This window comes from Streptomyces sp. NPDC051018, assembly GCF_044456085.1.
Classification (GTDB): domain Bacteria; phylum Actinomycetota; class Actinomycetes; order Streptomycetales; family Streptomycetaceae; genus Streptomyces.
The window spans coordinates 64,712-88,504 of the sequence record NZ_JBITFN010000005.1; the positions used below are offsets into that span (position 1 = coordinate 64,712).

Below are 23,793 nucleotides of genomic sequence, written 5' to 3' on the forward strand. Positions count from 1 at the left end.
AGGGACATCGCGTTCCAGCCCGACGGCACCGCCTTGCCTCGTAGGCTGTCCTTTATGAAGGATCTTTCCACCCGTCGTCTGCTCCTGGTGCACGCACACCCGGACGACGAGTCGATCACCAATGGCGCCACGATGGCCCGGTACGCCGCCGACGGCGCCCGGGTCACGCTGGTGACCTGCACCCTCGGAGAAGAGGGCGAGGTCATTCCACCGAACCTCGCCCATCTCGCGTCCGACCGCGACGACCGTCTCGGCGCCCATCGCGTGGGCGAGCTGGCCGCCGCGATGAAGGAGCTGGGCGTCACCGACCACCGCTTCCTCGGCGGCCAGGGGCGTTACCGCGACTCCGGGATGATGGGCGTCGGGCAGAACCGGCGCGAGGACGCGTTCTGGCGTACGCCCGTCGACGACGCCGCTCCCGACCTCGTCGAGATCATCCGTTCGGTGCGTCCCCAGGTCATGGTGACCTACGACCCCGACGGCGGTTACGGGCACCCCGACCACATCCAGACCCACCGGGTCGCCATGCGCGCGGCCGAACTGGCCGGGGAGCGGGCGTTCCGCCGGGACCTCGGCGACCCCTGGACCATCGCCAAGATCTACTGGACGCGGATGCCTCGCTCGGTCGCCGAGGAGGGCTTCGCCCGCCTCCGCGCCTCGGGCGCGGCCGCCTTCCCGGGCGTCGCGCAGATCGGCGACCTCCCCGGCGTGGTCGACGACTCGCAGATCACCGCGGAGATCGACGGCACCGCGTACGCGGACCGCAAGGCGGCGGCGATGCGCGCCCACGCCACCCAGATCGCGGTCCAGGGCGATGTCTTCGCGCTCTCCAACGAACTGGGGCAGCCGATCTTCGCGACGGAGTACTACCAGCTGGCCGAGGGCGACCCGGGCGTTCCCTCCGGTGAGCGGGAGCACGATCTGTTCGCCGGAGTCCCGGGATGAGCGGGTCCGGCACCCCCGGCTCCTGGCTGACGAGGACGCCCACCCTCCCGGGGCCGGGCCGGATCGCCGCGTACATCGGGCTGCTGCTCCTCGGCGCGGTGGTCGGCACGGCGGGCTCGCTGGTCCAAGCCGCCTGGCTGCCCGGCGGGTTGCTGCTCGCGCTCCTCGCGGCGGCCGGGCTGTTCTACGGCTCCCTGCGGGCGGTCGGCACCCAGGCCGCGGTGGTGGTTCCCGCCGTCGGCTGGCTCGTCACCGTCGTCGTCCTCAGCACCGGACGCCCGGAGGGGGACGCCCTCTTCGGCGCAGGGATCGGCCCGATCGCGTTTATGCTCGGCGGTGTGGTGGCCGCTGTGATGTGCGCCACCACGGCGCGCCCGGCGCAACCGGGCGGCGGAACCGGCCGACTTGACAGATAAGGGACCCGTGGGACCCCCGGCCGACGGAAGGTTCCGCGGACCCCTATCGTGGGTCGCCCAGTGGTGTGGAGAGCCCCAGGACGTGCCGTGCGGGCACGGTGGTGGAAATGGCGCTTTCCACGGTCGCGGGGTGCGTGTCCGTGGCGGACAGTATGGTGGTGCGCGCCGCCGAGCCGCCCTCAGCAGCAAGAGCCGATCAGAAAAAGCGGGCGGCGAAGCCAACCGGGAGATCCTGCTTTGAGTCGTGAAACTGACAGTTCGTCCTCCGGGCCCCAGGGGCGCGGTGGAGCCGCGTACCCCTCGGGGACACCGCCGTACGGATCGCGCCAGTATCCGTCGCGGCAACCGGGGCAGGACGGTCCGGGCGGGGCGGCCGACGCCTCCGGGGAGCCGGAGCCGGACGGGGCCAGGTCCGAGCCCAGGACCGAGACGACGCTGACCACGCGGATCCGTATCAACATCCCGGGGTCGCGGCCGATCCCGCCCGTGGTGATGCGCAAGCCGATGAGCAGCCCCGTCCAGTCCACGCCCTCGCCCGGTGCGCCCGGGGTTCCACCGGTCCGTCCGGGCGCGGCGGAGACCGAGGGCGAGCGGACGGCCGCCATGCCGGTGATCGGGTCCGGGCAGCCGTCCGAGCCCGCCGCCGACCCCGCGGAGGAGGAGAAGGACAAGTCCCCGAGCGACTGGTTCGCCCCCCGTAAGCCCTCCGGTTCCTCCGCTACGAACGGGGCGGGGCTGAAGGTCCCGGGCATCGGCGGCGGTGGCGCGGGGACCGGCACACCACCGGCCGGTACGCCCACGGGCGGCGCGGTTCCCCCGCCCGGCACCTCCGCCCCCTTTGCCTCCGACGCCCCTGGGGCCGGTGGTCCGCACCTGCCGCACAGCTCCCTCAGCGATCTCGCGCGGGACGACCGGAGCCCGGCCCCGGACGGCGGTCGCAACGGATTCGCCCCCGGTCCGCACACACCTCCGCTCGGGGTACGCACACCCGGCGCACCGGGCGGTCAGGGCGGTCCGGCCGGGCCCACCGCCGGTCCGGCCACCGGCAGCATGCCGGTGGCGCCGAGGCCCGGTGCGGACCGGCCCGCTGTGGCGCCGGGCCAGGACCCCACCCCGGGTGCCCCTCGGCCCCCCGTTCCGGGCGCCGTCCAGGCAGGGCCCCCGGGAGTGACCCGGGCCCCCGCTCCGGGAGCGCCGACGGCTCCCGGCCCGGCCGCCCCCGGCTCCGGCCCCCGCGGCACGGCGGCTCCGCGGCTGTCGGACGACACCGCCGTACTGACCCCGCAGAAGCCCGCGCCCGGCCCCGGCGCGCCTGCGCCTTCCGCACCCGGTCCCGGGCCTGGGGCCGGACCGGCGCCCGGCCCCGGCTCCCCGCCCGGCGGCAATGTCTCCGGTGACACGCTCACCAGCGGCGTCCCCGTCGTACGCCCGGATCCCCGGACGCCCTTCCCCGCCGGGGAGGGACCCCGGACACCGTCCGGCGAGCGGGACTTCCCCGCCCCCGGCCCTCCCGGCGGAGGCGGCCCCCAGGGCCCCGCGGCCACCGCCGACCGGCCAGCCTCCCGTCCCGCGCCCCCGGCCCCCGCCAGGAAGGGCCGCTCCAAGCTGGTGATCGCCGGCGCCGGTGTGGTCGGCCTGTTCGGCATCGCGTACGGCGCGGGCCTGCTCCTGAACCACTCCGACGTCCCGAAGAGCACCACCGTCCTCGGGGTCGACATCGGCGGCGGCACCAGGGACCAGGCGATCAGCAAGCTCGAAGGCTCCCTCGGCAAGCGCACCGCCGCGCCGCTCCAGCTGACGATCGGCGACCGGAAGGCGGAGCTGACGCCCGAGAAGGCCGGGCTCGGACTGGACAGCCACACCACCGTGCGCAACGCGGCGGGCAGTGACTACAACCCCGTCTCCGTGATCGGCTCCCTCTTCGGCGGTGAGCGGGTCGCCGAACCGGTGATGCTCGTCGACGAGGAGAAGCTGCGGGTCGCGCTCACCGATCTGGCGGGCGGCTCCGGCTCCGCCGTCGAGGGCACGATCGAGTTCACCCCGGGCAAGGCCGTCGCCGTACCGGGCAAGCCGGGCCAGGCGCTGGACGTCGGCCGGGCGGTGGCGCTGGTCCGTGAGGCGTACCGCACACAGGTCGAGACGGGCGCGTCCGAGGTGGTCGCCCTGCCCGTCACCGCCCGGCAGCCGGCCATCGACCAGGCCGAGATCGCCCGGGCGATGAAGGAGTTCGCGGAGCCCGCGATGTCCGGCCGGATCACCATCAAGGCGGGCACCAAGAGCATCCAGTTCGGCCCCGCCAGATCGCTGCCGAGGATCCTCTCGATGAAGCCCGTCGACGGGAAGCTCGTCGAGGTCTATGACAAGAAGGCGATCGACGAACTGCTCGAAGGGGTCTTCGACGGCATCCTGATCACCAAGGGCGACGGCAAGCAGCACCAGGTCAGCCCCGACGACGTCGCCCAGGTGATGGGCCCGGCACTGCGCGGCAAGACGCCTCAGGAGCGTACGGCCGTCATCGAGCTGAACCCGAGCTGAGCCCTCACCGGAGCCCGCACCGGCCCCACGGCCCCCGGAGCCCCCGCGCGTACGCCGGGGGCCCCCGCCATGTGTGCGCGTACGCGGCCCGGGCGCCGCGACCCGCGCCTGCCCCGGTCCGTCGGGGCCACGAGGCGTGTGCCCCGCGCCGGCCCGGTCCCGCGCCGGCGAAGCCGTACGGAACCGGCCCCCGCGAGTGCGACTGCCCCTGCCCGCGAGCCACGACCGCCGCCACGAGCCGTGAACGCCCCTGCCTCAGCCGACCACGACCAGCTCCGCCCCCTATGCGCCGAGGCCGCCCCAGCGAGCCCGAGCGGCCCTCGTGCCGCGAGCCGCAGTCGAACCCGTACGGCCGCCACCGACTCGCCCCCGCCCCGGCCGTGAGCCGACGTCCAAGCCGCGAGCCGCCCCCGACCCCGACCCGGCCGCGAGCCAAGGTCCACCCCGTGCACCGCAGCCGAACCTGCCGGCTCCGCCCTCGCGCGCCGCGACCGACCCGCCTCCGCCACCACACGCCCGAGTTCAGTTCAGCATCGCCCGGGCGGCCCGTGCCCGGCCCCGGATCGCCTCCGCGGTGCTGGGCTCGACGGCCGCCACGACCTCCGCATAGGCGTCCAGCTCCGCCGCACCGGTCAGGAAGTCACCGCGCTGGACGAGCAGTTGGGCCCGTTCGTAGCGCAGCCGTGCCGGATGGGAGGGCAGCAGCAGGGAGAGTTCGACCGCCCATAGGGCGACGTCCGACTGCTCGGGGCGGGCCGCCGCCCAGGCCCGGACGTTGTTCAGGATCCGTACGACCACCTCCAGCGGGGCCGCGGGCCCGAGCATCGCCGGGTCCAGGGGCGCACCCGTCGCACCCGCCACCAGCAGGGCCGCGTCGGAGCCGGTGAGCACCCGGCCGCGTGCGAAGGGATCCGCGAGCACCTGCTCCTCCGGCGCGCCGAAGCCGACCACGAAGTGCCCCGGCAGAGCCACCCCGTACACGGGCGCGCCCGCCCTTCTGGCCACCTCCACCCAGACGACCGACAACAGGATCGGCAGCCCCCGCCGCCGCCGGAGCACCTCGTGCAGCAGGGAGGACTCCAGCCGCTGGTAGTCGCCGGGGGAGCCCCGGAAGCCGCAGCGCTCGCCCAGCAGGTCCGCCACCGCCGAGGCCCAGGCTCCCGGGGTCCGCAGTCCGTACGGAAGCAGCCCGGCGAGACGGTCCAGCTCGATCTGGGCCGCGTCAACCGCCGCCTCGTCCAGCGACGGATCCGCCACGGATCCCATCAGCAGACAGAGCAGGGAGAGATCGGGGCGCTCCGCACGGGCCTCCTCCGCGAACCGTTTCCTGGGATCCGCTGATTCGTCATGCATAGGCCACTCGTACCCGTCCGTCCGCCATCAGTCCACTCGCACCCCCGCCCACGCACCCGTTCCGGCCCCGTGCCGGGCCATTCGCGGGGGTCCTGTCGGCTCCTGTGACCCAGCGGGTTCGCGACGGCTCCCGTGACCCAGCGGGTCAGCGGGTCAGCCGGCGGCCCGGTAGTGGTGGTAGCGGTGATGGGTCGTGAACCCCATGCCCGTGTAGAGCGCGTCCGCGCCCTCGTTCCCCGCCTCCACCTGGAGGCAGGCCGCCGAGGCGCCCTCGTCCAGGGCCCGGCGCGCCAGCGCGGTCATCACGGCCGTGGCCAGCCCCTGGCGGCGGTAGGCCGGATCGACCTCCACCGCCATGAAGCCCGCCCAGCGCCCGTCGACGACACACCGCCCGATCGCGGCGGGCACCTCACCGGCCCCCGGGACCGCGGCGAACCACACGGACGGCCCGCTGCCCAGCACCTGAAGTACCTGCGGTCCCACCTCGCCGGAGCGCTGGTACCGCAGCAGCCATCCCCGTCCCAGCTCGTCGAGGGAGCGCGCCAGGGCCACCCGCTCGGTGTCGGCGTCCAGATCGGCGATGTGCGCCAGACCCCCGATCCGTACGTCGGCGGTGACCTCGCGCGTCCAGCCGCGTGACTCCAGCTCCGCGCAGAGGACCTCCTGGGTTCCCGCCGCGCCCGTCGCCGCCTGGATGTACGCGGGCAGGGAGCGTTCCGCGTACCAGGTACGCACCCGGTCGAGCGCCGTGTCCAGCTCCAGCCCCGGATCACCGAGCGGCAGGACCGAATTGGCGCGCCGGGTGAACCCGGACGAAGCGCGCAGCACCCACTCCCCGAGGGCCTCGCTCTCCACCGGCTGCCAGGCGCGCGCGGTCACCCGCGCCAGCTCCGCGAAGTCCGCCGCCGGGCCTCTGCGCCGGGCCGGCGCGGCGGGCACGACCTTGCCCGCGACCAGTGACGACTCCGGGATGCGGACGCTTTCCCCGGTGCGCCGTGTGATCACCAGCACACCCTTGTCCCAGGATGTGAGAACTCCGACCGTGTCGTTGAACATGGCTCCCTCGGCCGGAGAGTCGGCAAGACGTCTGATTGATACCCGTTTGCCCACGTCAAGGGGTGTAATACGGACTTCGAGGCGTCCGGCGCCGGTGAATTCCACAGCTCTGCGTGCCCCTCATGTTCGGATCGTCTCCAGGAACGGAGATACTAGGGGCGGGCATCGACGACGCCGCGCTCCCGCGCAATGCCAGCCCTACCGAGAGGAACGACAGCGTGACCTACGTCATCGCGCAGCCTTGTGTCGACGTCAAGGACAAGGCGTGCATCGAGGAGTGCCCCGTCGACTGCATCTACGAGGGCTCCCGGTCCTTGTACATCCATCCGGACGAATGCGTCGACTGTGGGGCCTGTGAGCCGGTCTGCCCCGTCGAGGCGATCTTCTACGAGGACGACACTCCGGAGGAGTGGAAGGACTACTACAAGGCGAATGTCGAGTACTTCGACGAGCTGGGCTCGCCCGGTGGTGCTTCCAAGCTCGGTCTGATCGAGCGTGACCACCCCTTCATCGCCGCCCTGCCGCCGCAGAACCAGTAAGCGGCCGGCCGGCCAGTCCTTCCCGGTCCCGTACGGTCGTCGTCGTCCGTACGGGACCGAGTCGTTTCCGGCCGGTTCCGCGCGGACCCCCGCCCGGCGGGTCCGGCACACCGCCGTACCGCACCGCTTCCCAGGAGAAAGTGAACGCCCGTGTCCGCAGTCTCTTCGCGCCTCCCCGTCTTTCCCTGGGACAGGCTGGAGCCGTACAAGGCGACGGCCTCGGCCCACGCCGACGGCATCGTGGACCTCTCCGTCGGCACCCCCGTCGACCCCGTGCCCGAGCTGATCCAGCGGGCCCTCGTGGAGGCCGCCGACTCGCCCGGCTACCCGACGGTATGGGGCACGGCGGCGCTGCGGAACGCGCTGACCGACTGGGTGGAGCGGCGGCTCGGCGCGGTCGGCGCCGGACACCGGAACGTCCTGCCCGTCGTCGGCTCCAAGGAACTGGTGGCGTGGCTGCCCACCCAGCTGGGCCTCGGCCCCGGCGACCGGGTGGCCTTTCCCCAGCTCGCCTATCCGACGTACGAGGTCGGCGCGCGGCTCTGCGGCGCGAGTGCCGTCGCCTACGCCGACCCGACGGAACTGGACCCCGACGGGCTGAAGCTGCTCTGGCTGAACTCGCCGTCCAACCCCACCGGGCGGGTACTCGCCAAGGACGAGCTGATCCGTGTCGTCGCCTGGGCGCGCGAGCACGGCGTCCTCGTCTTCAGCGACGAGTGCTATCTCGAACTGGGCTGGGAGGCCGAACCCGTCTCCGTGCTCCACCCGGACGTCTGCGGTGGTACGTACGAGGGCGTCGTCTCCGTCCACTCGCTGTCCAAGCGGTCCAATCTGGCCGGATACCGCGCCGCCTTCATCGCCGGCGACGACGCCGTCCTCGCCGAACTGCTCCAGATCCGCAAGCACGGCGGCATGATGACCCCCGCGCCGGTCCAGGCCGCGACCATCGCCGCACTCGGCGACGACAGCCATGTCACGGAGCAGCGCGTACGGTACGCGGCCCGTCGCACGGCCCTCCGTACGGCCCTGGAGGGCCACGGCTTCCGGATCGAGCACAGCGAGGCCGGCCTCTATCTGTGGGCGACCCGCGACGAACCGTGCTGGGACACCGTGGCGCACCTGGCCCGGCTGGGCATCCTGGTCGCACCGGGCGACTTCTACGGGACGGCCGGCGAACGCTTCGTCCGCGTGGCGATCACCGCCACCGACGACCGCGTCGAGTCCGCGACCAAGCGCCTGGCCGAGTGACCTGACACCCCCGCCACGGTCGCCGAGCCGAGGGGACCTGCGCCCCTCCCGTTCCCCCGATGGGCTCGGCGACCGACCCGATGAGTGCCTGGGCCCTCCCCCTTCACCTCATGTGCCTGGTGGGTGACCTGATGGGGGTTTGACGCCATCCCTTTCTCCCCATGGGCCTGGCGGGTGAGTGGACGAGGTCCCGCTCCCTTTCCCTTCGCCCGTTGTGCTTGGCGAGTGAGGGAAGAGGGGCCTGCACCCTCCCCTTCGCCCGTTGTGCCCGGTGGGTGAGCCGAAGAGGGCCTGTGCCCTTTCCCTTCGCCCGTTGTGCCTGGCGGCTGGGCTGACGAGGTCCCGCTCCCTTTCCCTTCGCCCGTTGGGCTTGGCGGCTGAGCTGAAGGGGGCCCGCACGCTTTCCGTCCACCCCGTGCGCTCGACGGGCGCGCTTCAGGTGGCCTGTGCCCTCCCTTTCACCCGTTGTGCCTGGCGAGTGAGCCGAAGGGGGCCGTGGGTGTCGAAAGGGAGAACGCGCGGAGGCCGCGAGGAACGAGTGGTCGAGCACGATCGACCGTCGACGCACACTTGAGGCCCCCGGAGGAGAACCGAGCCACAAACAGAAGAAACCCCCAGAACCCGAGTAGGGCTCCGGGGGTTCTTCCGCGCGGTCAGCCGAGCGGCAGCCCCTGCGTCGGCAGCTGGCCGGTGGGCAGCTGGTCCGTCGGCAGTCCGCTGCCGCCCAGGGACTCGCCCGCACCGTTCGTGGCCCCGCCGAGGAGGTCGCCCGCGCTGGCCGCGGCGTCGCCGGCGGCCTGCTGCGCGGCGGGGGTGGCGGCCCTGCTCGCGCCGCCGACGGCCTGGCCCGCGGCGGGGACGGCCTGCTTGACGGTGTTGCCCCCGGTGTTGCCGGCCAGGTCGGAGGACTTCTGGGTGGCGCCGTCGACGGTGCTGCTCAGCCCGTCCGCGTCGAGCGCGGTCAGCCCGCCGAGGGGGTTGGCCTGCTGGAGGTCCACGGCGCTCGCGGAGCCGGCCGCACCGACCACGGGAGCTGCTCCCGCCGCGATGAGCAGCGCGGCACGGGCGATCCGACGGGTCAGGGGGAGGGACATGATGCTCCTTGAGACGAGGGGGCGTTGGTGTGTCCTCCGGCGCGTCGGCCTTCGGACGCAGTGACAACCGCTCGTGGGGCGGGTGAAGTTGCGGTGGGCCAAGGCAAAGAGTTGGCAATGCGTCGCATTATCGGTCTTGGGTGAAGGGGTTCCGACCCGCCTCCGGGTTGACCTCTGCCGAACCGTCACTTCTCTGTGCCCGCAAGGGATTCGATACGGGGCACGGCATCCCGCGTACACCTTTGGCGGGGCATTGGAGTGATGGGACGGGATCCCCCCTGCGGGGGAGTGGTCGTATCAGCGTGCGAGGAGGATTCGAACTTCGCCCCGGGGGGAACCGGTCTCGGAAACCGTCGAACCGGCCGCCGCCATGGACTCGGCCGGGTCCCGGCCGTCCCCGGATCCGCGCGCTTCCCCGGTCTCGGCATCCGCCGTGTCCTTCGCGTACCAGCCCTTGCCGGAGTCCTTTGCGCTCCAGATCCGGCCGCCGTACGCGACCTCCTCGATCCGCAGCCCCTCCGCGCGCGCCACCGCCCAGTGGGCCAGCTCCCAGCCGCGCTTTCCGCCGGGACCGGCGGATGCCACCGGTACGGAGATCTCCCGCGGCCCCGCGGAGTCCCGGGGGTCCGCCTTCTTCGGCAGCACACCCGGCCCGAAGTCCCGCACCAGTTCGGCCCGTACCCTCGCGGGGTCGCCCGCCTTCTCGACCGCGCTGCCCGGAGTGCAGGTCAGCGCCGCGTCGGCCCGCCCGGTGAGCGCGGCGGCCAGCAGGGTCGCGTTCGGCTCGTGCTTCGCGTACGCCTGCGGGAAACCACTGCGCTGCACCCGCTGGGCGGCGACCGTCAGCGGCAGCCGCGAGTAGCCGGGGACTTCGGCGAGCTGGTCGTAGAACTTCCCCGCCGAGTACACCGGGTCGAGGATCTGCTGCGGCGTGCCCCAGCCCTTCGACGGGCGTTGCTGGAACAGCCCCAGCGAGTCCCGGTCCCCGTGGTCGATATTGCGCAGCGCCGATTCCTGGAGCGCCGTCGCCAGCGCGATCGTCACCGCGCGCTCGGGGAGCCCCCGGGTCGTCCCCACGGCCGAGATCGTCGCGGCGTTCGCGGCCTGCTCGGTACTGAGTTCGTACGTCGGGCCGCCCTCGCCCGAGGTCGCGCGAACCGTGCATCCGGGTGCCGAGGTACGCGTGGCGTACTGCACGGCGATGTAACCGATCAGAGCGGCGAGCACGGCAAACGCGGCCGCGACACGCACGAGTCGGCGGCCACGCCGGTTGGGGGAGGACGTCTCGGGCACAGCCTTACCGTACTAGTGCCCGCGCTAAGGTCGAGCGCATGGCCCACACCGTGCTTGACCTCACTCTTGACGCTCCGGCGCTCACCGCCGCCCTGGTCGACTTCCCGTCGGTCAGCGGCCAGGAGAAGCCTCTCGCGGACGCCATCGAGCAGGCGCTGCGGGCGCTGCCGCATCTCACCGTCGACCGGCACGGGAACAACGTCGTCGCCCGTACCCGCCTCGGGCACGGTGAGCGGGTCGTGCTCGCCGGGCACATCGACACCGTGCCCATCGCGGACAACGTGCCCTCCCGGCTCGACGGGAACGGCGTGCTGTGGGGCTGCGGCACCAGCGACATGAAGTCGGGCGTGGCGCTCCAGCTGCGGATCGCGGCGACCGTCCCCGCCCCCAACCGCGACCTCACCTTCGTCTTCTACGACAACGAGGAGGTCGCCGCCCACCTCAACGGCCTCGGGCATGTCGCCGAGGCCCACCCCGAGTGGCTGGAGGCCGACTTCGCGGTCCTCCTCGAACCCTCGGACGCCGAGGTCGAGGGAGGCTGCCAGGGCACCCTGCGGGTCCATCTGCGTACGACGGGGGAGCGGGCGCACTCCGCCCGCAGCTGGATGGGGTCCAACGCGATCCACGCCGCCGCGCCCATCCTCGCCCGCCTCGCCGCGTACGAGCCGCGCCGGCCGGTGATCGACGGGCTGGAGTACCGCGAGGGCCTCAACGCGGTACGGATCGAGGGCGGCGTGGCCAACAACGTCATTCCCGACGAGTGCACGGTCGTCGTGAACTACCGCTACGCCCCCGACCGGACCGAGGACGAGGCCCTGGCCCATGTCCGGGAGGTCTTCGCGGACTGCCCGGTCGCCGAGTTCACGGTCGACGACCACTCCGGCGGGGCGCTGCCCGGCCTGTCCCACCCCGCCGCCGCGGCCTTTATGAAGGCCGTGGGCGGAAGCGCGCGTCCCAAGTTCGGCTGGACCGATGTCTCCCGCTTCAGCGCGCTCGGGGTGCCCGCCGTGAACTACGGACCCGGCGACGCCCTCTATGCCCACAAGCGGGACGAACACGTCGCGATCGACAAGATCACACACTGCGAGCAGCGCCTGCGTGAGTGGCTGACGTCCTGAGTTTCCCTCCTCGTCGCCTTCGCCGACCTACCCTTGCTGGAGCAATGATGTTCGGCGAAGGGAGCAGACCATGGTCAACCCCGAGGGTTCGCGGGGCCCGGCGGAGCAGCGGCAGGGACCGGTACTGCGCCGCAGGGATCAGGTCCAGCCCGGGACGACCGACCAGCGGCTGCTGGACACCGAGGGCGACTCCGAGTGGGTGCACACCGACCCCTGGCGGGTCATGCGCATCCAGTCCGAGTTCGTGGAGGGCTTCGGCGCCCTCGCGGAACTTCCGAGCGCGATCAGTGTCTTCGGCTCGGCGCGTACATCCCCCGGCACTCCGGAGTACGACGCCGGTATCCGTATCGGCAAGGCCCTCGTCCAGGCCGGGTTCGCGGTCATCACGGGCGGCGGTCCCGGTGCGATGGAAGCCGCGAACCGGGGGGCGCGGGAGGCCGGGGGCATCTCCGTCGGCCTCGGGATCGAGCTTCCCTATGAGCAGGGGCTCAATCCGCATGTCGATATCGGAGTGAACTTCCGCTATTTCTTCGTCAGAAAGACGATGTTCGTGAAGTACGCCTCCGGATTCGTGGTGCTGCCCGGTGGTCTCGGGACCCTCGACGAGCTCTTCGAGGCACTGACGCTGGTTCAGACCGGCAAGGTGACCCGCTTCCCGATCGTGCTGTTCGGCTCGGAGTACTGGAGCGGGCTGGTCGACTGGCTCCGGGGCACGGTCGTGGCCCAGGGGAAGGCGTCGGAGCGCGATGTGCTGCTGTTCCACGTCACGGACGACGTGGAAGAGGCGGTCACGCTGGTGACGAAGGAGACCGCGCGCTAGTTCGGTGACGGGGCGGGCCGGCGGTGTGGGACCGCCCCCGGAGTACGGCCGGTGGGGGCGCCCCGGGAGTACGGCCGACGTGGGGGAGCCCCCGGGCGCGGGCGCTGGAGCGGTGGCGAACGCCAGGGAGATCATTCCCAGGGGGTCGCCCCCGGGCGCGGGCGCTGGTCCGGGGCACCTTGAGTACGGGCACTTGCCGCGGCTCCGCCCCGGACCCCGCTCCTCGATCGCCGGAAGGGCTGGAAAGGTCTCCCCGGACCGGCGGGACGTCCGGCCGGACGGGCGGCGACGGGGTGCCGACGGGCCGGGAACGTCTCCCCGCGGGGGCCGGAACATCTGGCCGGACGGGCTGGGGCGCCTGGCCGGCTAGGCCAGACCGCGGCGGGCCACGGCCGGGGCGCGGTGGCCCGCGATGGTGGAGACCATGTCGAGGACCTGGCGGGTCTCGGAGACCTCGTGGACGCGGTAGACGCACGCGCCCAGCCACGCCGACACCGCGGTCGTCGCCAGAGTGCCGACGAGGCGTTCCTTGACCGGACGGTCCAGGGTCTCGCCGACGAAGTCCTTGTTGGAGAGCGAGACGAGGACGGGCCACCCGGTGTCGACCATCTCGCCGAGGCGTCGGGTCGCCTCCAGCGAGTGGCGGGTGTTCTTGCCGAAGTCGTGGCCGGGGTCGATCAGGATGCCGTCCCGGCGGACGCCCAGCGCGAGCGCCCGCTCGGCGAGTCCGAGGGTGACCCGCAGGATGTCCGCCATGACGTCGTCGTACGTGACCCGGTGCGGCCGGGTCCGCGGCTCCGCGCCGCCCGCGTGCGTACAGACCAGACCGGCGCCGTGGCGCGCGGCGACCTCGGCGAGGCGGGGGTCCACCCCGCCCCACGCGTCGTTCAGCAGATCCGCGCCCGCTTCACAGACGGCCTCTCCGACCTCGTGCCGCCAGGTGTCGACGCTGATGACCACATCGGGGAACCTCCGGCGTACCTCGGCGACGAAGCCGGCCGTCCGCCGGACCTCCTCCTCGGCGGTGACCTCGTCCCCGGGGCCCGCCTTGACCCCGCCGATGTCGATGATGGCGGCTCCCTCCGACACCGCCTGCTCGACGCGGGCGAGCGCGGGCTCGTCGAGAAAGGTGGAGCCCTGGTCGTAGAAGGAGTCGGGCGTACGGTTCACGATCGCCATGATCACTCGGTCGTCGGCGTCGAATTCGCGCTGTCCCAGCCGCAGCATCAGCGGTTTCCTCCTCAGGTGGTCCGGCTGCGACCCTAACTGTCGGACCGGCGTGGCACGATCGGTACCGGGACAGTTTCCGTTCAGGGAGGGTCGTTCGTGTTCGTGTTCTTGGCTGTCGCGATGGTCGTGGTCGTCGGAGCGGTCACGCTCGCCGTGGTCGGCGGCGGGGACAGCGCGGCGCTGCCCGAGGTGGCCCCCGAGCAGCTGGTGGACCCCCTGCCGGTGACCCGGCCGCTGGGGCGGGCGGACGTCGAGGCGCTGCGGCTGCCGGTGGCGCCGAGGGGGTATCGGATGGCGGATGTGGACGACGCGCTGGGCCGGCTGGGGGCCGAGCTGGCGGAGCGGGACGCGCGCATCGCCGAGCTGGAGTCGGCGCTGGCGGGGGCGCGGGCCACCGCGGCCGACCGGCCGGATCTGTTCACCAAGCCCGGTGAGGAGCCCCGCCCGTGAGCGGCGGCACTGTGGCGGGTCCCGACGGGAAGCCCCGCTGTCCCTGGGCCGTGTCCGCCGAGGACTATCTCGCGTACCACGACGACGAGTGGGGCCGCCCGGTCCACGGGGACGAGGCGCTGTTCGAGCGCCTGTGTCTGGAGGCGTTCCAGTCCGGGCTGTCCTGGATCACCATCCTGCGGCGCCGCGAGGGCTTCCGCAGTGCCTTCGCCGACTTCAAGATCGCTTCGGTCGCGGAGTTCACCGACGCAGACCGTGACCGGCTCCTCGCCGACGAGGGCATCATCCGCAACCGGGCCAAGATCGACGCGACGATGGCGAACGCGCGCGTGCTGGTGGAGTGGCGGGCCGGTGAGCTGGACGAACTCATCTGGTCGCATGCGCCGAAGACCGAGGGCCGCCCCGCTCCGGCGTCGATCGCGGACGTCCCGGCGGTCACGGACGAGTCGACGGCGCTGGCGAAGGCCCTCAAGAAGAAGGGCCTCCGCTTCATCGGCCCGACGACGGCGTACGCCCTGATGCAGGCATGCGGGCTGGTCGACGACCATCTGGCCGACTGCACGTCCCGCGGAGCCGCGACGGCGCTCTGAGACCCGTCCCGCGGGCTCCGGGCCAGTCCGGACGGTCCCGATACCGTACGGACCGGGAGGGAACGATCAGAAGCGGGCACTGCGCCCCGCGGGGCCGGGTTGGCTCCGGACAGCCGGACAGCCGGACAGCCGGACAGCCGGACAGCCGGACAGCCGGACAGCCGGACAGCCGGACCGTCCGGACGCGAAGGGCCCCGGGCGGACCGGGCCCAAGCGGGCGCTCTGCCCTGCCGGGTCACGTCGGCCCCTGCCGCTGAGCCGGACCGTCCGGACGCGATGGACCTCCTGGCCCCCGGGACCTGGGGATCCGTCGGGACCGGAGGGGGCAGGGCTGAGGAGGGACCGCCGGGCCGCGCCCGCTCCAGTCGGGCACCCGGACCGTCCGGACGCGATGGTCGTCACCGGATCCGCCGGACCCGCCGCCCGGACCGGGCGTAAGCGGGCGCTCCGCCCTGCCGGGTCACATGGGCTGCTGCCGGTCGGCCGGGCCGTGGCCGTCGGCCCGGCCCGAGGCGGTGGACCTCTCCGGACCCGCCCCACCCGGCGGTGTCGGCCTCGGCGCCACGCCCGGGGTGCGCTACTCGTACGGATGTTCCCGACCGGGCCCGTACAGAAGTACGGGCCCCCCGGCGCGGCCCTGTCGGACCGGTCACCCCGCTACCGGCCCAGATACTTCGGCTTCTCCTTCGCGATGAAGGCTTCGACCGCGATGGTGTGGTCCTCCGACGCACCCGCGCGGCTCTGGAGCTCGTCCTCCTTGTCCAGGGTCTCGTCCAGCGAGTGCGCGGCGGCGAACGCGAGGGACTCCTTGATCGCCGCGTAGGCGACGGTCGGGCCCCCGGCCAGGGTGCGGGCCACCGCGAGGGCCTCGGCGGCCAGGTCGTCCGCCGGGACGACCTTGTTGGCGATCCCCAGGTCGAGTGCCTCCTGGGCACCGAACGAGCGCGGGAAGAGCAGCAGGTCCGCCGCCCGGCTCGGGCCGACCAGCCGGGGGAGCGTCCAGGAGACCCCGGAGTCGGCGGTGAGCGCGACGCCCGCGAAGGACGTCGTGAACTTCGCGGTGTCGGCGACGACCCGGTAGTCCGCGGCGAGGGCGAGGCCCATGCCCGCGCCCGCCGCCACACCGTTGACCCCGGCGACGACGGGCTTCGGCATGCCCGTGAGGGCTCGCACGATCGGGTTGTAGTGCTCCCGTACGGTGCTCATGGTGGTGCGGCCGCCGGTCTTCCTGTCCTCGGCGAGCTGCGCGATGTGCTCCTTGAGATCCTGGCCCACGCAGAAGGCACGCCCGGTGGCCGTCAGCAGGACCGCCCGTACGGCGGGGTCGTCCCCGGCCGTCACGACCGCCTCCCGGAGCGCGACCTTGGCCCCGGTGCTGAGGGCGTTCATGGCCTCGGGCCGGTTGATCGTGATCGTCGCGAGTCCGTCGCTCACGTCGTACAGCACGGAGTCGGCCATGTCAGGTCCCCTTTGCGGCTCTGCGGTGGGTGTACAGCCCAGCATGGCGGAGATCCACCGGGGCGGACATGTGACCTGCACCAAAGAATCCGCTCCCCGGGCCGCCCTGCCGCGGCGGCGAAGTATCGCAGGCGGATCGCCGAATTGGGTGGTTTTGGGAAAGCGCGTTGCCTAAGCGATGCCGACTGATGTTGGTCATCGGGTCCCGCGATGCGGGATAATGACCTGGAAGCAATGTGTTCGATGCCGGTACGCGTGCCTACCCAGGGGCCGTCGGCGGACGATGAGCTGGTTTCAGGAAGGGGAACGAGCATGGCGGCCATGAAGCCGCGGACGGGCGACGGCCCGCTCGAGGTGACCAAGGAGGGGCGGGGCATCGTCATGCGCGTTCCGCTCGAAGGCGGCGGTCGGCTTGTCGTCGAGCTGACACCGGACGAAGCAGACGCGCTCGGCGACGCTCTGAAGAAGGTCGTCGGCTGACGCTGAAGCCAACCCATTAACTGATTTCACTGCCCCGGCATCGCAAGGTGCCGGGGCAGTGACGCTTTCCCCGGCGACTTCCACGGGCCCCTGGACGACTTCGCGGGGACTTCGGAGTGACTTCACCGGGACTTCTCCCGGCCCCGGATGAACATCTCGTGACACCGTGCGGACTTCGGCGGCTGTGAGGGCGGGCTTTGCGGTCCCTTCGGCCGGCTCCCGGGCAAAGACTTCCCAATGACTCCGTGCGGACTTCGCGACGACTTCGGCCGGGCCTCGCGGCGGGGCTTCCTGATGACTTCCCGATGCCTTCCGGCCGGCTTCCAGAAGGCATACGGATGGCATTTGGAGGGCTCGGCGACGGCATACCCCTGGCTTCCTCCCGATCTTGAGAGGACTCCGCGACGGCTTCCGGCGTGCCCGGGACGACTTTTCCGGCAGGCGGCTCAGGCCCGCTCGGTTCACGCTCGGCGGCGGCTCGGGGGCGACCCGGGGCGACCACGTTTCCGCAGTGACCCTGCCCCTGGACCCCGCCCCCTGAGCCCTGCCCCTGGAAACCGCCGACTGCTACCTCTGGGCCCTGCTCCCCCCGCCGGCGGCGCCGTGGCGGCTGCCCCCGTGGCCGGTTCCGCCGGGGATCCTGGCTGCCGCCGATCTTCCGGCCGCCTCCGAGTCCTCGGTGATGCGCGGCCTCCCGGGCCCCGGGTGACGGGCGCGCTGTGGCCGGACGGGGTCCGGCGGCCGACCCGGTGGGCCTAGGTGCTATCCGCGCCGGACCGCGCAGAGGAGCCCGTCCCCGACGGGCAGCAGGGACGGCAGCAGCTCCTGGCTCTCGCGTACCGCGCGCAGCAGGTCCCGCAGCCGCAGCACCTCCGCCGGCTGGGCCGCCGAATCCACGGTGCGACCGCGGGCGAAAACCCCTTCGAAGCACACAAGACCGCCTGGTCGGAGCAGGCGCAACGATTCAGCGAGACACTCCAGCGACTCCACCCGGTCGCCGTCGCAGAACACGAGGTCGTAGCCACCGTCCGCGAGCCTCGGCAGTACGTCCAGGGCGCGCCCGGGAATGAAACGCGCCCGGTTCCCGGCGAACCCGGCCGCCCGGAACGCCTGCCGGGCGAACTGCTGCCGCTCCGGCTCCGGGTCCACGGTGGTCAGCACCCCGTCGGGGCGCATGCCCTGGAGCAGATAGATCCCGGAGACGCCCGTTCCCGTACCGATTTCCGCCACCGCTTTCGCGTCCGCGGTCGCGGCCAGCAGTCGCAGGGCGGCGCCGGTGCCTGGCGACACCGAGGGGACCCCTGACTCCCGGGCCCGCTCCCGGGCCCAGCTCAGCGCGTCGTCCTCGGCGACAAAGGCGTCGGCGAACGCCCAGCTTGTCTGCCGGTTTGCGGTAATGAGCCTCTCCTGTCCCCGTCGTTGAACGCGACGTTGACTGTATCCGCTGTGCCCGGGAACCCGCTGATGGGACCGCGCGTTAAGGCAATGAGGGGGACGGCAGGGGGGAGTACATGGATCAGGGCCGTAAGCAGCATCCAAATTCGCGTAAAGATTCTTATCCGGAGCTAACGGGCGAGGTGGCTATGGTAGGGGCTCCGCTGGACACCACCAGAGCCGACAGGGGAGGTGCGGCTGCACCTGCGGATCGGAGAGGAGTGCTCAGACGCTTCCTCAGGTCACCGGGTGAGCCGAAATCTGTGACCGACATTGCTGACCGTTCCCCCGCCCCCGACTCCGCAGCTACCGCGACCTTCGCATCGGATGCGGAAACCCAGGCGTGGACACCCCCCTCATGGGAGGAGATCGTCAGCACGCACAGCGGTCGCGTCTACCGTCTCGCCTACCGCCTCACCGGCAATCAGCACGACGCCGAGGATCTCACCCAGGAAGTCTTCGTCCGGGTGTTCCGCTCGCTGTCGACGTACACCCCCGGCACCTTCGAGGGCTGGCTGCACCGCATCACCACCAATCTCTTCCTGGACATGGTCCGCAGGAAGCAGCGCATCCGCTTCGACTCGCTGGGTGACGACGCGGCCGAGCGGCTGCCCAGCCGTGAGCCCTCCCCGCAGCAGGTGTTCAACGACACCCACTTCGACGCGGATGTGCAGCAGGCGCTGGACACCCTCGCGCCGGAGTTCCGTGCCGCCGTGGTGCTCTGTGACATCGAGGGCCTGTCGTACGAGGAGATCGCCGCGACCCTGGGTGTCAAGCTGGGCACGGTCCGCAGCCGGATCCACCGCGGCCGGTCTCATCTGCGCAAGGCCCTGAAGCACCGCTCGCCCGAGGCCCGTGCCGAGCAGCAGCGCATGCTGGCGGGAGCGGTCGGACTGGTGGGGGAGGGCGGATCGGCGTGAGCGGCTCAGGCCCCACCCCCGCGGAGCAGCATCTGGGGGACCGGCTCGCCGCGCTCGTCGACGGTGAGCTCAAACACGACGCCCGGGACCGGGTGCTCGCCCATCTGGCGACCTGTCCCAGGTGCAAGGCCGAGGCGGACGCCCAGCGCAGGCTCAAGGACGTCTTCGCCCAGGCCGCCCCGCCCCCGCCCTCCGAGGGGCTGCTCGCGCGCCTCCAGGGGCTCCCCTCGGGTCCCGGCCTCGGTTCCGGAGGCGATGACGGCGGCCCGGGCGGACCGTTCGACGGCGGACGGGTCACCGACGCGGTCTTCGGAGCTCTGAGTCCCTCGGCGGAAAGACCGGGCGATCGCCGCACGGAGACGTTCGGATACGTCCCCGGGGTCCACGGGGGCCGTCGCGCGCCCGCCCTGCCGGGCGGTTCGAGTGGCTTCCGTATTCATGAGGTCGGCCGCCAGGAGGCCGAGCGCTCACCGTGGCGGGGCCGTCGCTTCGCCTTCGCCGCCGCCAGCGCCGTGTCCTTCGCCGCGATCGCCCTCGGCGGTGCGATGCCGCTCGACACCTCGGTCCAGGCGCGGGGCGGTGGCGGGAACGGCAGCACCCCCGTGCGTACCGCGGCCACGACGGGTACGGCCGGTACCGGCTCCGGAGCCGGGATCGCCGTCTCGGCCGCCGCACGGAACGCGGAGTACGAGCGCCGGCGCAGCGCGGGCACCAGCCCGACCAGGTCCGAAGGCGGGCCCGTCGGCCGCTCCGTGCTCGGTGCCGAGGGTTCCGAGACACCGCTGAGTCTCGCCGCCCGGCCCACCCCGGCGGTGCTCGGCTCGTCCTTCGCCCTTCCGCCGCTGATACGTCCCACGGGCTCGGCCTTCCAGATCTCCACGGCCCCGGGGCTCACCCCGTCGGCGACCTCGGCGCCGTCGCACCTCATCGCTCCCTCCGGGTCCGCCAACCCTCTGATGTCCCAGCGCTGACGGGCTCCTGCGCGGGGATTCGCAAACCTGGTTGAATCTCTGACAGGTGCCCGCCGGGGTGCCGCGGGTCGGCAGTTTGCGGGGAGAGCATGGAAGACGGGAAGCCCACCGGACCGAAGGCGAAGTGGTGGAGCCGGCCCGGTGCGGCGCGCGCGACTCCCACCGAGCCGGAGGGACCTCCGTCCGAGCCGCCGCAGGCGCGGATGCCGGGCCCGGTGGAGGAACCCGTACCGGCGGACGCCGTCCGTTCCCCTCAGACGGCTTACCCCGAGCACTCCACAGGGGCCGGGCCCGTACCGGCGGAGGGGGCCGGGCCCGGGGCGGCGCACCACGGCCCCGTACCGGCGGAAGGGCCCCCGTCGCCCGCTTCCGGGCCCCGGCCGCCTGTGCCCGTCTCCGAGCCCGTGCCCGTGGCGACCGGCGGGGGAACCCGGCAGCAGCCGCTGCACGAGCCCGACGAGTACAGCACCCCGCCGTACGGAGGTCCGGGGCCCTGGGCGCCCGCCCCTCCCGTACAGCGGCCGGTGCCCACCCCGGCGCAGGGCACTCCCGTACCCACTCCCGCGCAGGGCACCCCGGTACCCACCCCGGCGCAGGGGACCTCCGTACCGCCACCGCCGTACCCGGCGGCCCCAGGCACGGCTCCCGCTCCCGGGCAGCCCGCGTCCGCCCCCGGGACCGGCGCCACGGACGGCGGAGGGTTCGCCCTGCCGCCGCCGCACCAGCCGGCGCCGTCACCGGGGGCACCCCAGGCCCCCCACCAGCCCCAGAACACCTCGCCGTACCCCGGCTACCCGCCCCACCCCCAGGGCCATCAGCCCCAGGGGGCCGGGGCCCCCGGTGAGGCACCCGCGTCCCACTGGCGCCAGTACGACCCCTGGGGCACACCCGGCTCCGCGCCCCTGACGTACTCCGGCGAGCCCGCCCGCAGAAAGAGCAGACGGGGCGCGCTGCTCGCAGGGGCCGTGCTGCTCGCCCTGGTCTCCGGCGGAATCGGCGGGGGCATCGGCTCGTACATCGAGCGCAACGGCGGGATCAACGAGGTCGAACTGGACCAGGCCCCCCGGGAGAGCGGAGGCCGGGCGCCCGACAGCGTCGCCGGTATCGCCGCGAGCGCCCTGCCGAGTGTGGTCACCCTCCATGTGAGCGGGGGCGGCGAGCAGGGCACCGGCACCGGCTTCGTCCTCGACAAACAGGGTCACATCCTCACCAACAACCACGTCGTCGACCCGGCGGGCTCCGCCGGCGACATCTCGGTCACCTTCAGCGGCGGCGAGATCGCCAAGGCGACCCTCGTCGGCAAGGACAGCGGCTACGACCTCGCCGTCGTCAAGGTCACCGGTGTGTCCGGCCTCACCCCGCTGCCCCTCGGCAACTCCGACAATGTGCGCGTCGGCGACCCCGTCGTCGCCATCGGCGCGCCCTTCGACCTCCAGAACACCGTGACCTCCGGCATCATCAGCGCCAAGGAGCGCCCCATCACCGCGGGCGGGGAGAAGGGCGACGGCAGCGACGTCAGCTATGTCGACGCGCTCCAGACCGACGCCCCGATAAACCCCGGCAACTCCGGCGGCCCGCTGGTGGACACCAAGGCCCGGGTCATCGGCATCAACAGCGCCATCCGCGCCGCCGACACCGGGGGCGGTGCCGAGGGCGGGCAGTCCGGCTCCATCGGCCTCGGCTTCGCCATCCCCATCAACCAGGGCAAGCGCGTCGCCGAGGAGCTGATCAACACGGGCAAGGCGACGCACCCCGTGATCGGCGTCAGCCTCGACATGAAGTACACGGGCGACGGAGCACGCGTCGGCGACAAGGGCACGGACGGCTCCCCGTCGGTCACCCCCGGCGGTCCGAGCGCCAAGGCCGGCGTCAAACCGGGCGATGTGATCACCAAGGTGGACGACCAGCGGGTCCACAGCGGGGAGGAGCTGATCGTCAAGATCCGCTCCCACCGCCCGGGTGACCGGCTGGAACTGACGGTGCTGCGCGGCGGCCAGGAGCGGAGGATCACCCTCACGCTCGGCTCCGCCGACGGCGGATGAACCCCTTATGAACCACCGACCGGCAGGTGACTCGCGGAAGTTTCGGCGGGTACGGTGGATCGGGCCCCGGAACCATCCGAGCTGCGGGCCGCGCAGAACACGAGGAGCAGCAGGGTGTTCAATGACATAGGAATCGTGGAGCTGGTGACGCTCGTCGTGCTCGCCGTGCTCATCTTCGGTCCCGACAAACTGCCGAAGGTCATCCAGGATGTCACCCGCACCATCCGGAAGATCCGCGAGTTCTCCGACAATGCCAAGAACGACATCCGCAGCGAACTGGGACCGGAGTTCAAGGACTTCGAATTCGAGGACCTGAACCCCAAGACGTTCATCCGCAAGCAGCTCGGTGAGAACGGCGACCTGAGCGAGCTGAAGGAACTCCGCGACACCTTCGATCTCCGCAAGGAGATCAACGATGTCGCGGACGCGGTCAACGGAACGGACACCGCCCGTTCGGTGCCCGCCGGCGCGGTGAACGGTTCGAACGGTTCCTCCCCCGGCACGCCCGACCTGCTCAAGAAGAGCGACAAGCCCGCCCAGGACGAGCGTCCGCCGTTCGACGCCGACGCCACCTGAGATCCGCCGGGCAGACCCGCCCGAAGCCCCGCGCGGGGCTCCCGCGAGCAAGATCACCCGGCCGGTCCCCGAGGGGGGACCGGCCGGGTCGTACACGCCCCTGCCCGACCGTGAATCCCGGCGAGCCGGGACCGGGTGGCTATTCTCTCCCTCTGTCAGGACGCGAGGACGCCCGAGGGGGGCGGGTCCGCTCCGGACCTCGGACACAGAGGAGGCGGCCGGATAGATGGAGACGACCAGTCGAACAGCGGCCCAGAGTACGGTCGAGGGTTCCCCTGCTCCCGCTCAGCAGCACCCGCAGGGCCAGACCGCTCCCCGGAGCCCGGCCGACGGCTACGCCCGCGCGCCGTTCCCCTGGTACGGCCTGGACGAGGCGTTCACCGGCCCGCGCTGGCTGATGCAGGTCGGCTCGGCCGCCGACGGCATCGTCCAGCACGGCTCGCTGGGGCACGGTGACGAGCCGTCGATAAGGTCCGAGGCCATGACCGGGGAGAAGGAGCGGTTCGCCGCGGTCATCACGGTCGCCGCGAGCCCGGTACGGCGCAGCGGGGACGGTACGGGGGTGCTGGACGCCACCACGGTCTCCTCCGCCGCCTGGCTCGCGGGCTCGGGCCTGCTGGCCCACACCTGGCCGCCCCAGCTCGACCACTCGCTGCGGGACGACTGGCTGGACCAGCAGACGGAGGCCGCCTTCGAACTGGCCGACGATCTGCACGGCGAGTCGTGGTCCGCGCTCTCCCTGCCGGTCGACGGCGTGCCCACGCCCTTCCACTACCGCGAGTCGGAGTACGGCTGGGTACTGGCGGGTTCGACCCACGGCGGCGTCCACATCGGCGCGTACGGCCGGGGTATGAGCGCGTACGGCCTGGGCTTCGCGGTGGTACGGGACCTGGACCCCTACATGTGACGACGGCCCCACACGCAACCGGGCCCGCGACGTGGGGGCCCGGCCCGTGTACTCGCCCGTTGGGCGAGTGAGTTGAAGGGGTGCTCGGGATGCTGGGCGCGCGGAGGCCCTGCGCCGGTTGAGCGAGTGAGCCGAGGGGCCCACGCGAGTTCCTGAGTAATCGGAGGCCCTTCGCCTGTTGGGCGAGTGAGCCGAAGGGCCGCGCGGGTGTCGAAAGGGAGAGCGCGCGGAGGTCCCGAGGAACGAGGGATCGAGCACGGTCGACCGTCGACGCACGCTCAGGCGGCCCGGTGGGGGTGCCCCCGGACGGAGTCTGGG

The 23,793-nt window shown here is 72.5% G+C and carries 22 protein-coding genes; 15 read left to right on the plus strand and 7 right to left on the minus strand.

All coding sequences use genetic code 11. From position 1 onward, the window contains the following. The first annotated feature begins 54 nt into the window (after positions 1-54). From mshB to ACIBCM_RS11000, 3 genes are all read left to right on the plus strand, one after another. The gene (gene mshB / locus ACIBCM_RS10990; protein ID WP_399241713.1) at positions 55-945 is read left to right on the plus strand and encodes an N-acetyl-1-D-myo-inositol-2-amino-2-deoxy-alpha-D-glucopyranoside deacetylase; all 891 of its coding nucleotides are present in this window, start codon (positions 55-57) and stop codon (positions 943-945) included. Continuing rightward, on the plus strand, positions 942-1,361 hold the full coding sequence (locus tag ACIBCM_RS10995; RefSeq protein WP_399241714.1) for a DUF6113 family protein: 420 nt from the start codon (positions 942-944) through the stop codon (positions 1,359-1,361). The genes mshB and ACIBCM_RS10995 overlap by 4 nt, the downstream gene beginning before the upstream one ends. 237 nt (positions 1,362-1,598) lie before the next feature. Further along, complete coding sequence (locus tag ACIBCM_RS11000) at positions 1,599-3,896, plus strand: hypothetical protein (RefSeq protein WP_399241715.1); 2,298 nt, start codon at positions 1,599-1,601, stop codon at positions 3,894-3,896. A 522-nt stretch (positions 3,897-4,418) separates the two neighbouring features. Here the strand turns inward: ACIBCM_RS11000 and ACIBCM_RS11005 are convergent. Beyond that, complete coding sequence (locus tag ACIBCM_RS11005; protein WP_399241716.1) at positions 4,419-5,249, minus strand: tetratricopeptide repeat protein; 831 nt, start codon at positions 5,247-5,249, stop codon at positions 4,419-4,421. Positions 5,250-5,402: 153 nt separating this feature from the next. Then, positions 5,403-6,410 carry a GNAT family N-acetyltransferase gene (locus ACIBCM_RS11010; RefSeq protein ID WP_399241717.1) on the minus strand — a complete coding sequence of 336 codons (1,008 nt, stop codon included), beginning with the start codon at positions 6,408-6,410 and terminating at the stop codon, positions 5,403-5,405. A 113-nt stretch (positions 6,411-6,523) separates the two neighbouring features. Between ACIBCM_RS11010 and fdxA the strand changes: the two genes are divergently transcribed. Together fdxA and dapC are read left to right on the plus strand one after the other, a co-directional pair. After that, on the plus strand, positions 6,524-6,844 hold the full coding sequence (fdxA, locus tag ACIBCM_RS11015; RefSeq protein WP_073784614.1) for a ferredoxin: 321 nt from the start codon (positions 6,524-6,526) through the stop codon (positions 6,842-6,844). A gap of 150 nt (positions 6,845-6,994) precedes the next feature. After that, the gene (dapC, locus tag ACIBCM_RS11020) at positions 6,995-8,092 is read left to right on the plus strand and encodes a succinyldiaminopimelate transaminase (RefSeq protein WP_399241718.1); all 1,098 of its coding nucleotides are present in this window, start codon (positions 6,995-6,997) and stop codon (positions 8,090-8,092) included. Between the two features lie 653 nt (positions 8,093-8,745). On the opposite strand, the gene ACIBCM_RS11025 is transcribed toward dapC, so the two are convergent. Beyond that, entirely contained in the window at positions 8,746-9,186 is a 441-nt protein-coding gene (locus ACIBCM_RS11025; RefSeq protein ID WP_399241719.1) for an ATP-binding protein, read from the minus strand. 297 nt (positions 9,187-9,483) lie between these two features. Beyond that, positions 9,484-10,479, minus strand: coding sequence for a hypothetical protein (locus ACIBCM_RS11030; RefSeq protein WP_399241720.1), 996 nt, complete (start codon positions 10,477-10,479; stop codon positions 9,484-9,486). Positions 10,480-10,517: 38 nt separating this feature from the next. Between ACIBCM_RS11030 and dapE the strand changes: the two genes are divergently transcribed. After that, positions 10,518-11,597 carry a succinyl-diaminopimelate desuccinylase gene (gene dapE, locus ACIBCM_RS11035; RefSeq protein ID WP_399241721.1) on the plus strand — a complete coding sequence of 360 codons (1,080 nt, stop codon included), beginning with the start codon at positions 10,518-10,520 and terminating at the stop codon, positions 11,595-11,597. 70 nt (positions 11,598-11,667) lie between these two features. After that, positions 11,668-12,417 carry a TIGR00730 family Rossman fold protein gene (locus tag ACIBCM_RS11040; RefSeq protein ID WP_399241722.1) on the plus strand — a complete coding sequence of 250 codons (750 nt, stop codon included), beginning with the start codon at positions 11,668-11,670 and terminating at the stop codon, positions 12,415-12,417. A 366-nt stretch (positions 12,418-12,783) separates the two neighbouring features. Here the strand turns inward: ACIBCM_RS11040 and folP are convergent, their stop codons facing one another. Next, the gene (gene folP, locus ACIBCM_RS11045) at positions 12,784-13,644 is read right to left on the minus strand and encodes a dihydropteroate synthase (protein WP_399241723.1); all 861 of its coding nucleotides are present in this window, start codon (positions 13,642-13,644) and stop codon (positions 12,784-12,786) included. Between the two features lie 99 nt (positions 13,645-13,743). Here folP and ACIBCM_RS11050 point away from each other — a divergent pair, with 99 nt between their 5' ends. Together ACIBCM_RS11050 and ACIBCM_RS11055 are read left to right on the plus strand one after the other, a co-directional pair. Continuing rightward, entirely contained in the window at positions 13,744-14,097 is a 354-nt protein-coding gene (locus ACIBCM_RS11050) for a DivIVA domain-containing protein (RefSeq protein WP_399241724.1), read from the plus strand. Beyond that, the gene (locus ACIBCM_RS11055; protein WP_399241725.1) at positions 14,094-14,687 is read left to right on the plus strand and encodes a DNA-3-methyladenine glycosylase I; all 594 of its coding nucleotides are present in this window, start codon (positions 14,094-14,096) and stop codon (positions 14,685-14,687) included. Before ACIBCM_RS11050 ends, ACIBCM_RS11055 begins: the two co-directional genes overlap by 4 nt. Positions 14,688-15,344: 657 nt before the next feature. Here ACIBCM_RS11055 and ACIBCM_RS11060 read toward each other — a convergent pair. After that, a complete protein-coding gene (locus ACIBCM_RS11060) occupies positions 15,345-16,145 on the minus strand; it encodes an enoyl-CoA hydratase/isomerase family protein (protein ID WP_399241726.1) in 801 nt (266 codons plus the stop codon). Between the two features lie 312 nt (positions 16,146-16,457). Here ACIBCM_RS11060 and ACIBCM_RS11065 point away from each other — a divergent pair, with 312 nt between their 5' ends. Next, complete coding sequence (locus ACIBCM_RS11065; protein ID WP_003966491.1) at positions 16,458-16,625, plus strand: DUF3117 domain-containing protein; 168 nt, start codon at positions 16,458-16,460, stop codon at positions 16,623-16,625. 762 nt (positions 16,626-17,387) lie between these two features. Here ACIBCM_RS11065 and ACIBCM_RS11070 read toward each other — a convergent pair. After that, positions 17,388-18,023, minus strand: coding sequence for an O-methyltransferase (locus tag ACIBCM_RS11070; protein ID WP_399242090.1), 636 nt, complete (start codon positions 18,021-18,023; stop codon positions 17,388-17,390). Positions 18,024-18,208: 185 nt separating this feature from the next. Here ACIBCM_RS11070 and sigE point away from each other — a divergent pair, with 185 nt between their 5' ends. From sigE to ACIBCM_RS11095, 5 genes are all read left to right on the plus strand, one after another. Next, positions 18,209-18,979, plus strand: a complete 771-nt coding sequence (gene sigE / locus ACIBCM_RS11075; RefSeq protein ID WP_389272523.1) for an RNA polymerase sigma factor SigE — start codon at positions 18,209-18,211, stop codon at positions 18,977-18,979. Next, positions 18,976-19,950 (plus strand): anti-sigma factor family protein, encoded by a 975-nt coding sequence (locus ACIBCM_RS11080; RefSeq protein ID WP_399241727.1) that lies wholly within the window; start codon positions 18,976-18,978, stop codon positions 19,948-19,950. The genes sigE and ACIBCM_RS11080 overlap by 4 nt, the downstream gene beginning before the upstream one ends. Positions 19,951-20,039: 89 nt before the next feature. Next, positions 20,040-21,992 carry a trypsin-like peptidase domain-containing protein gene (locus ACIBCM_RS11085; protein WP_399241729.1) on the plus strand — a complete coding sequence of 651 codons (1,953 nt, stop codon included), beginning with the start codon at positions 20,040-20,042 and terminating at the stop codon, positions 21,990-21,992. 114 nt (positions 21,993-22,106) lie between these two features. Next, entirely contained in the window at positions 22,107-22,568 is a 462-nt protein-coding gene (locus ACIBCM_RS11090; protein ID WP_399241730.1) for a sec-independent translocase, read from the plus strand. Positions 22,569-22,794: 226 nt separating this feature from the next. After that, positions 22,795-23,475, plus strand: a complete 681-nt coding sequence (locus ACIBCM_RS11095; protein WP_399241731.1) for a hypothetical protein — start codon at positions 22,795-22,797, stop codon at positions 23,473-23,475. Positions 23,476-23,793 lie beyond the last annotated feature (318 nt).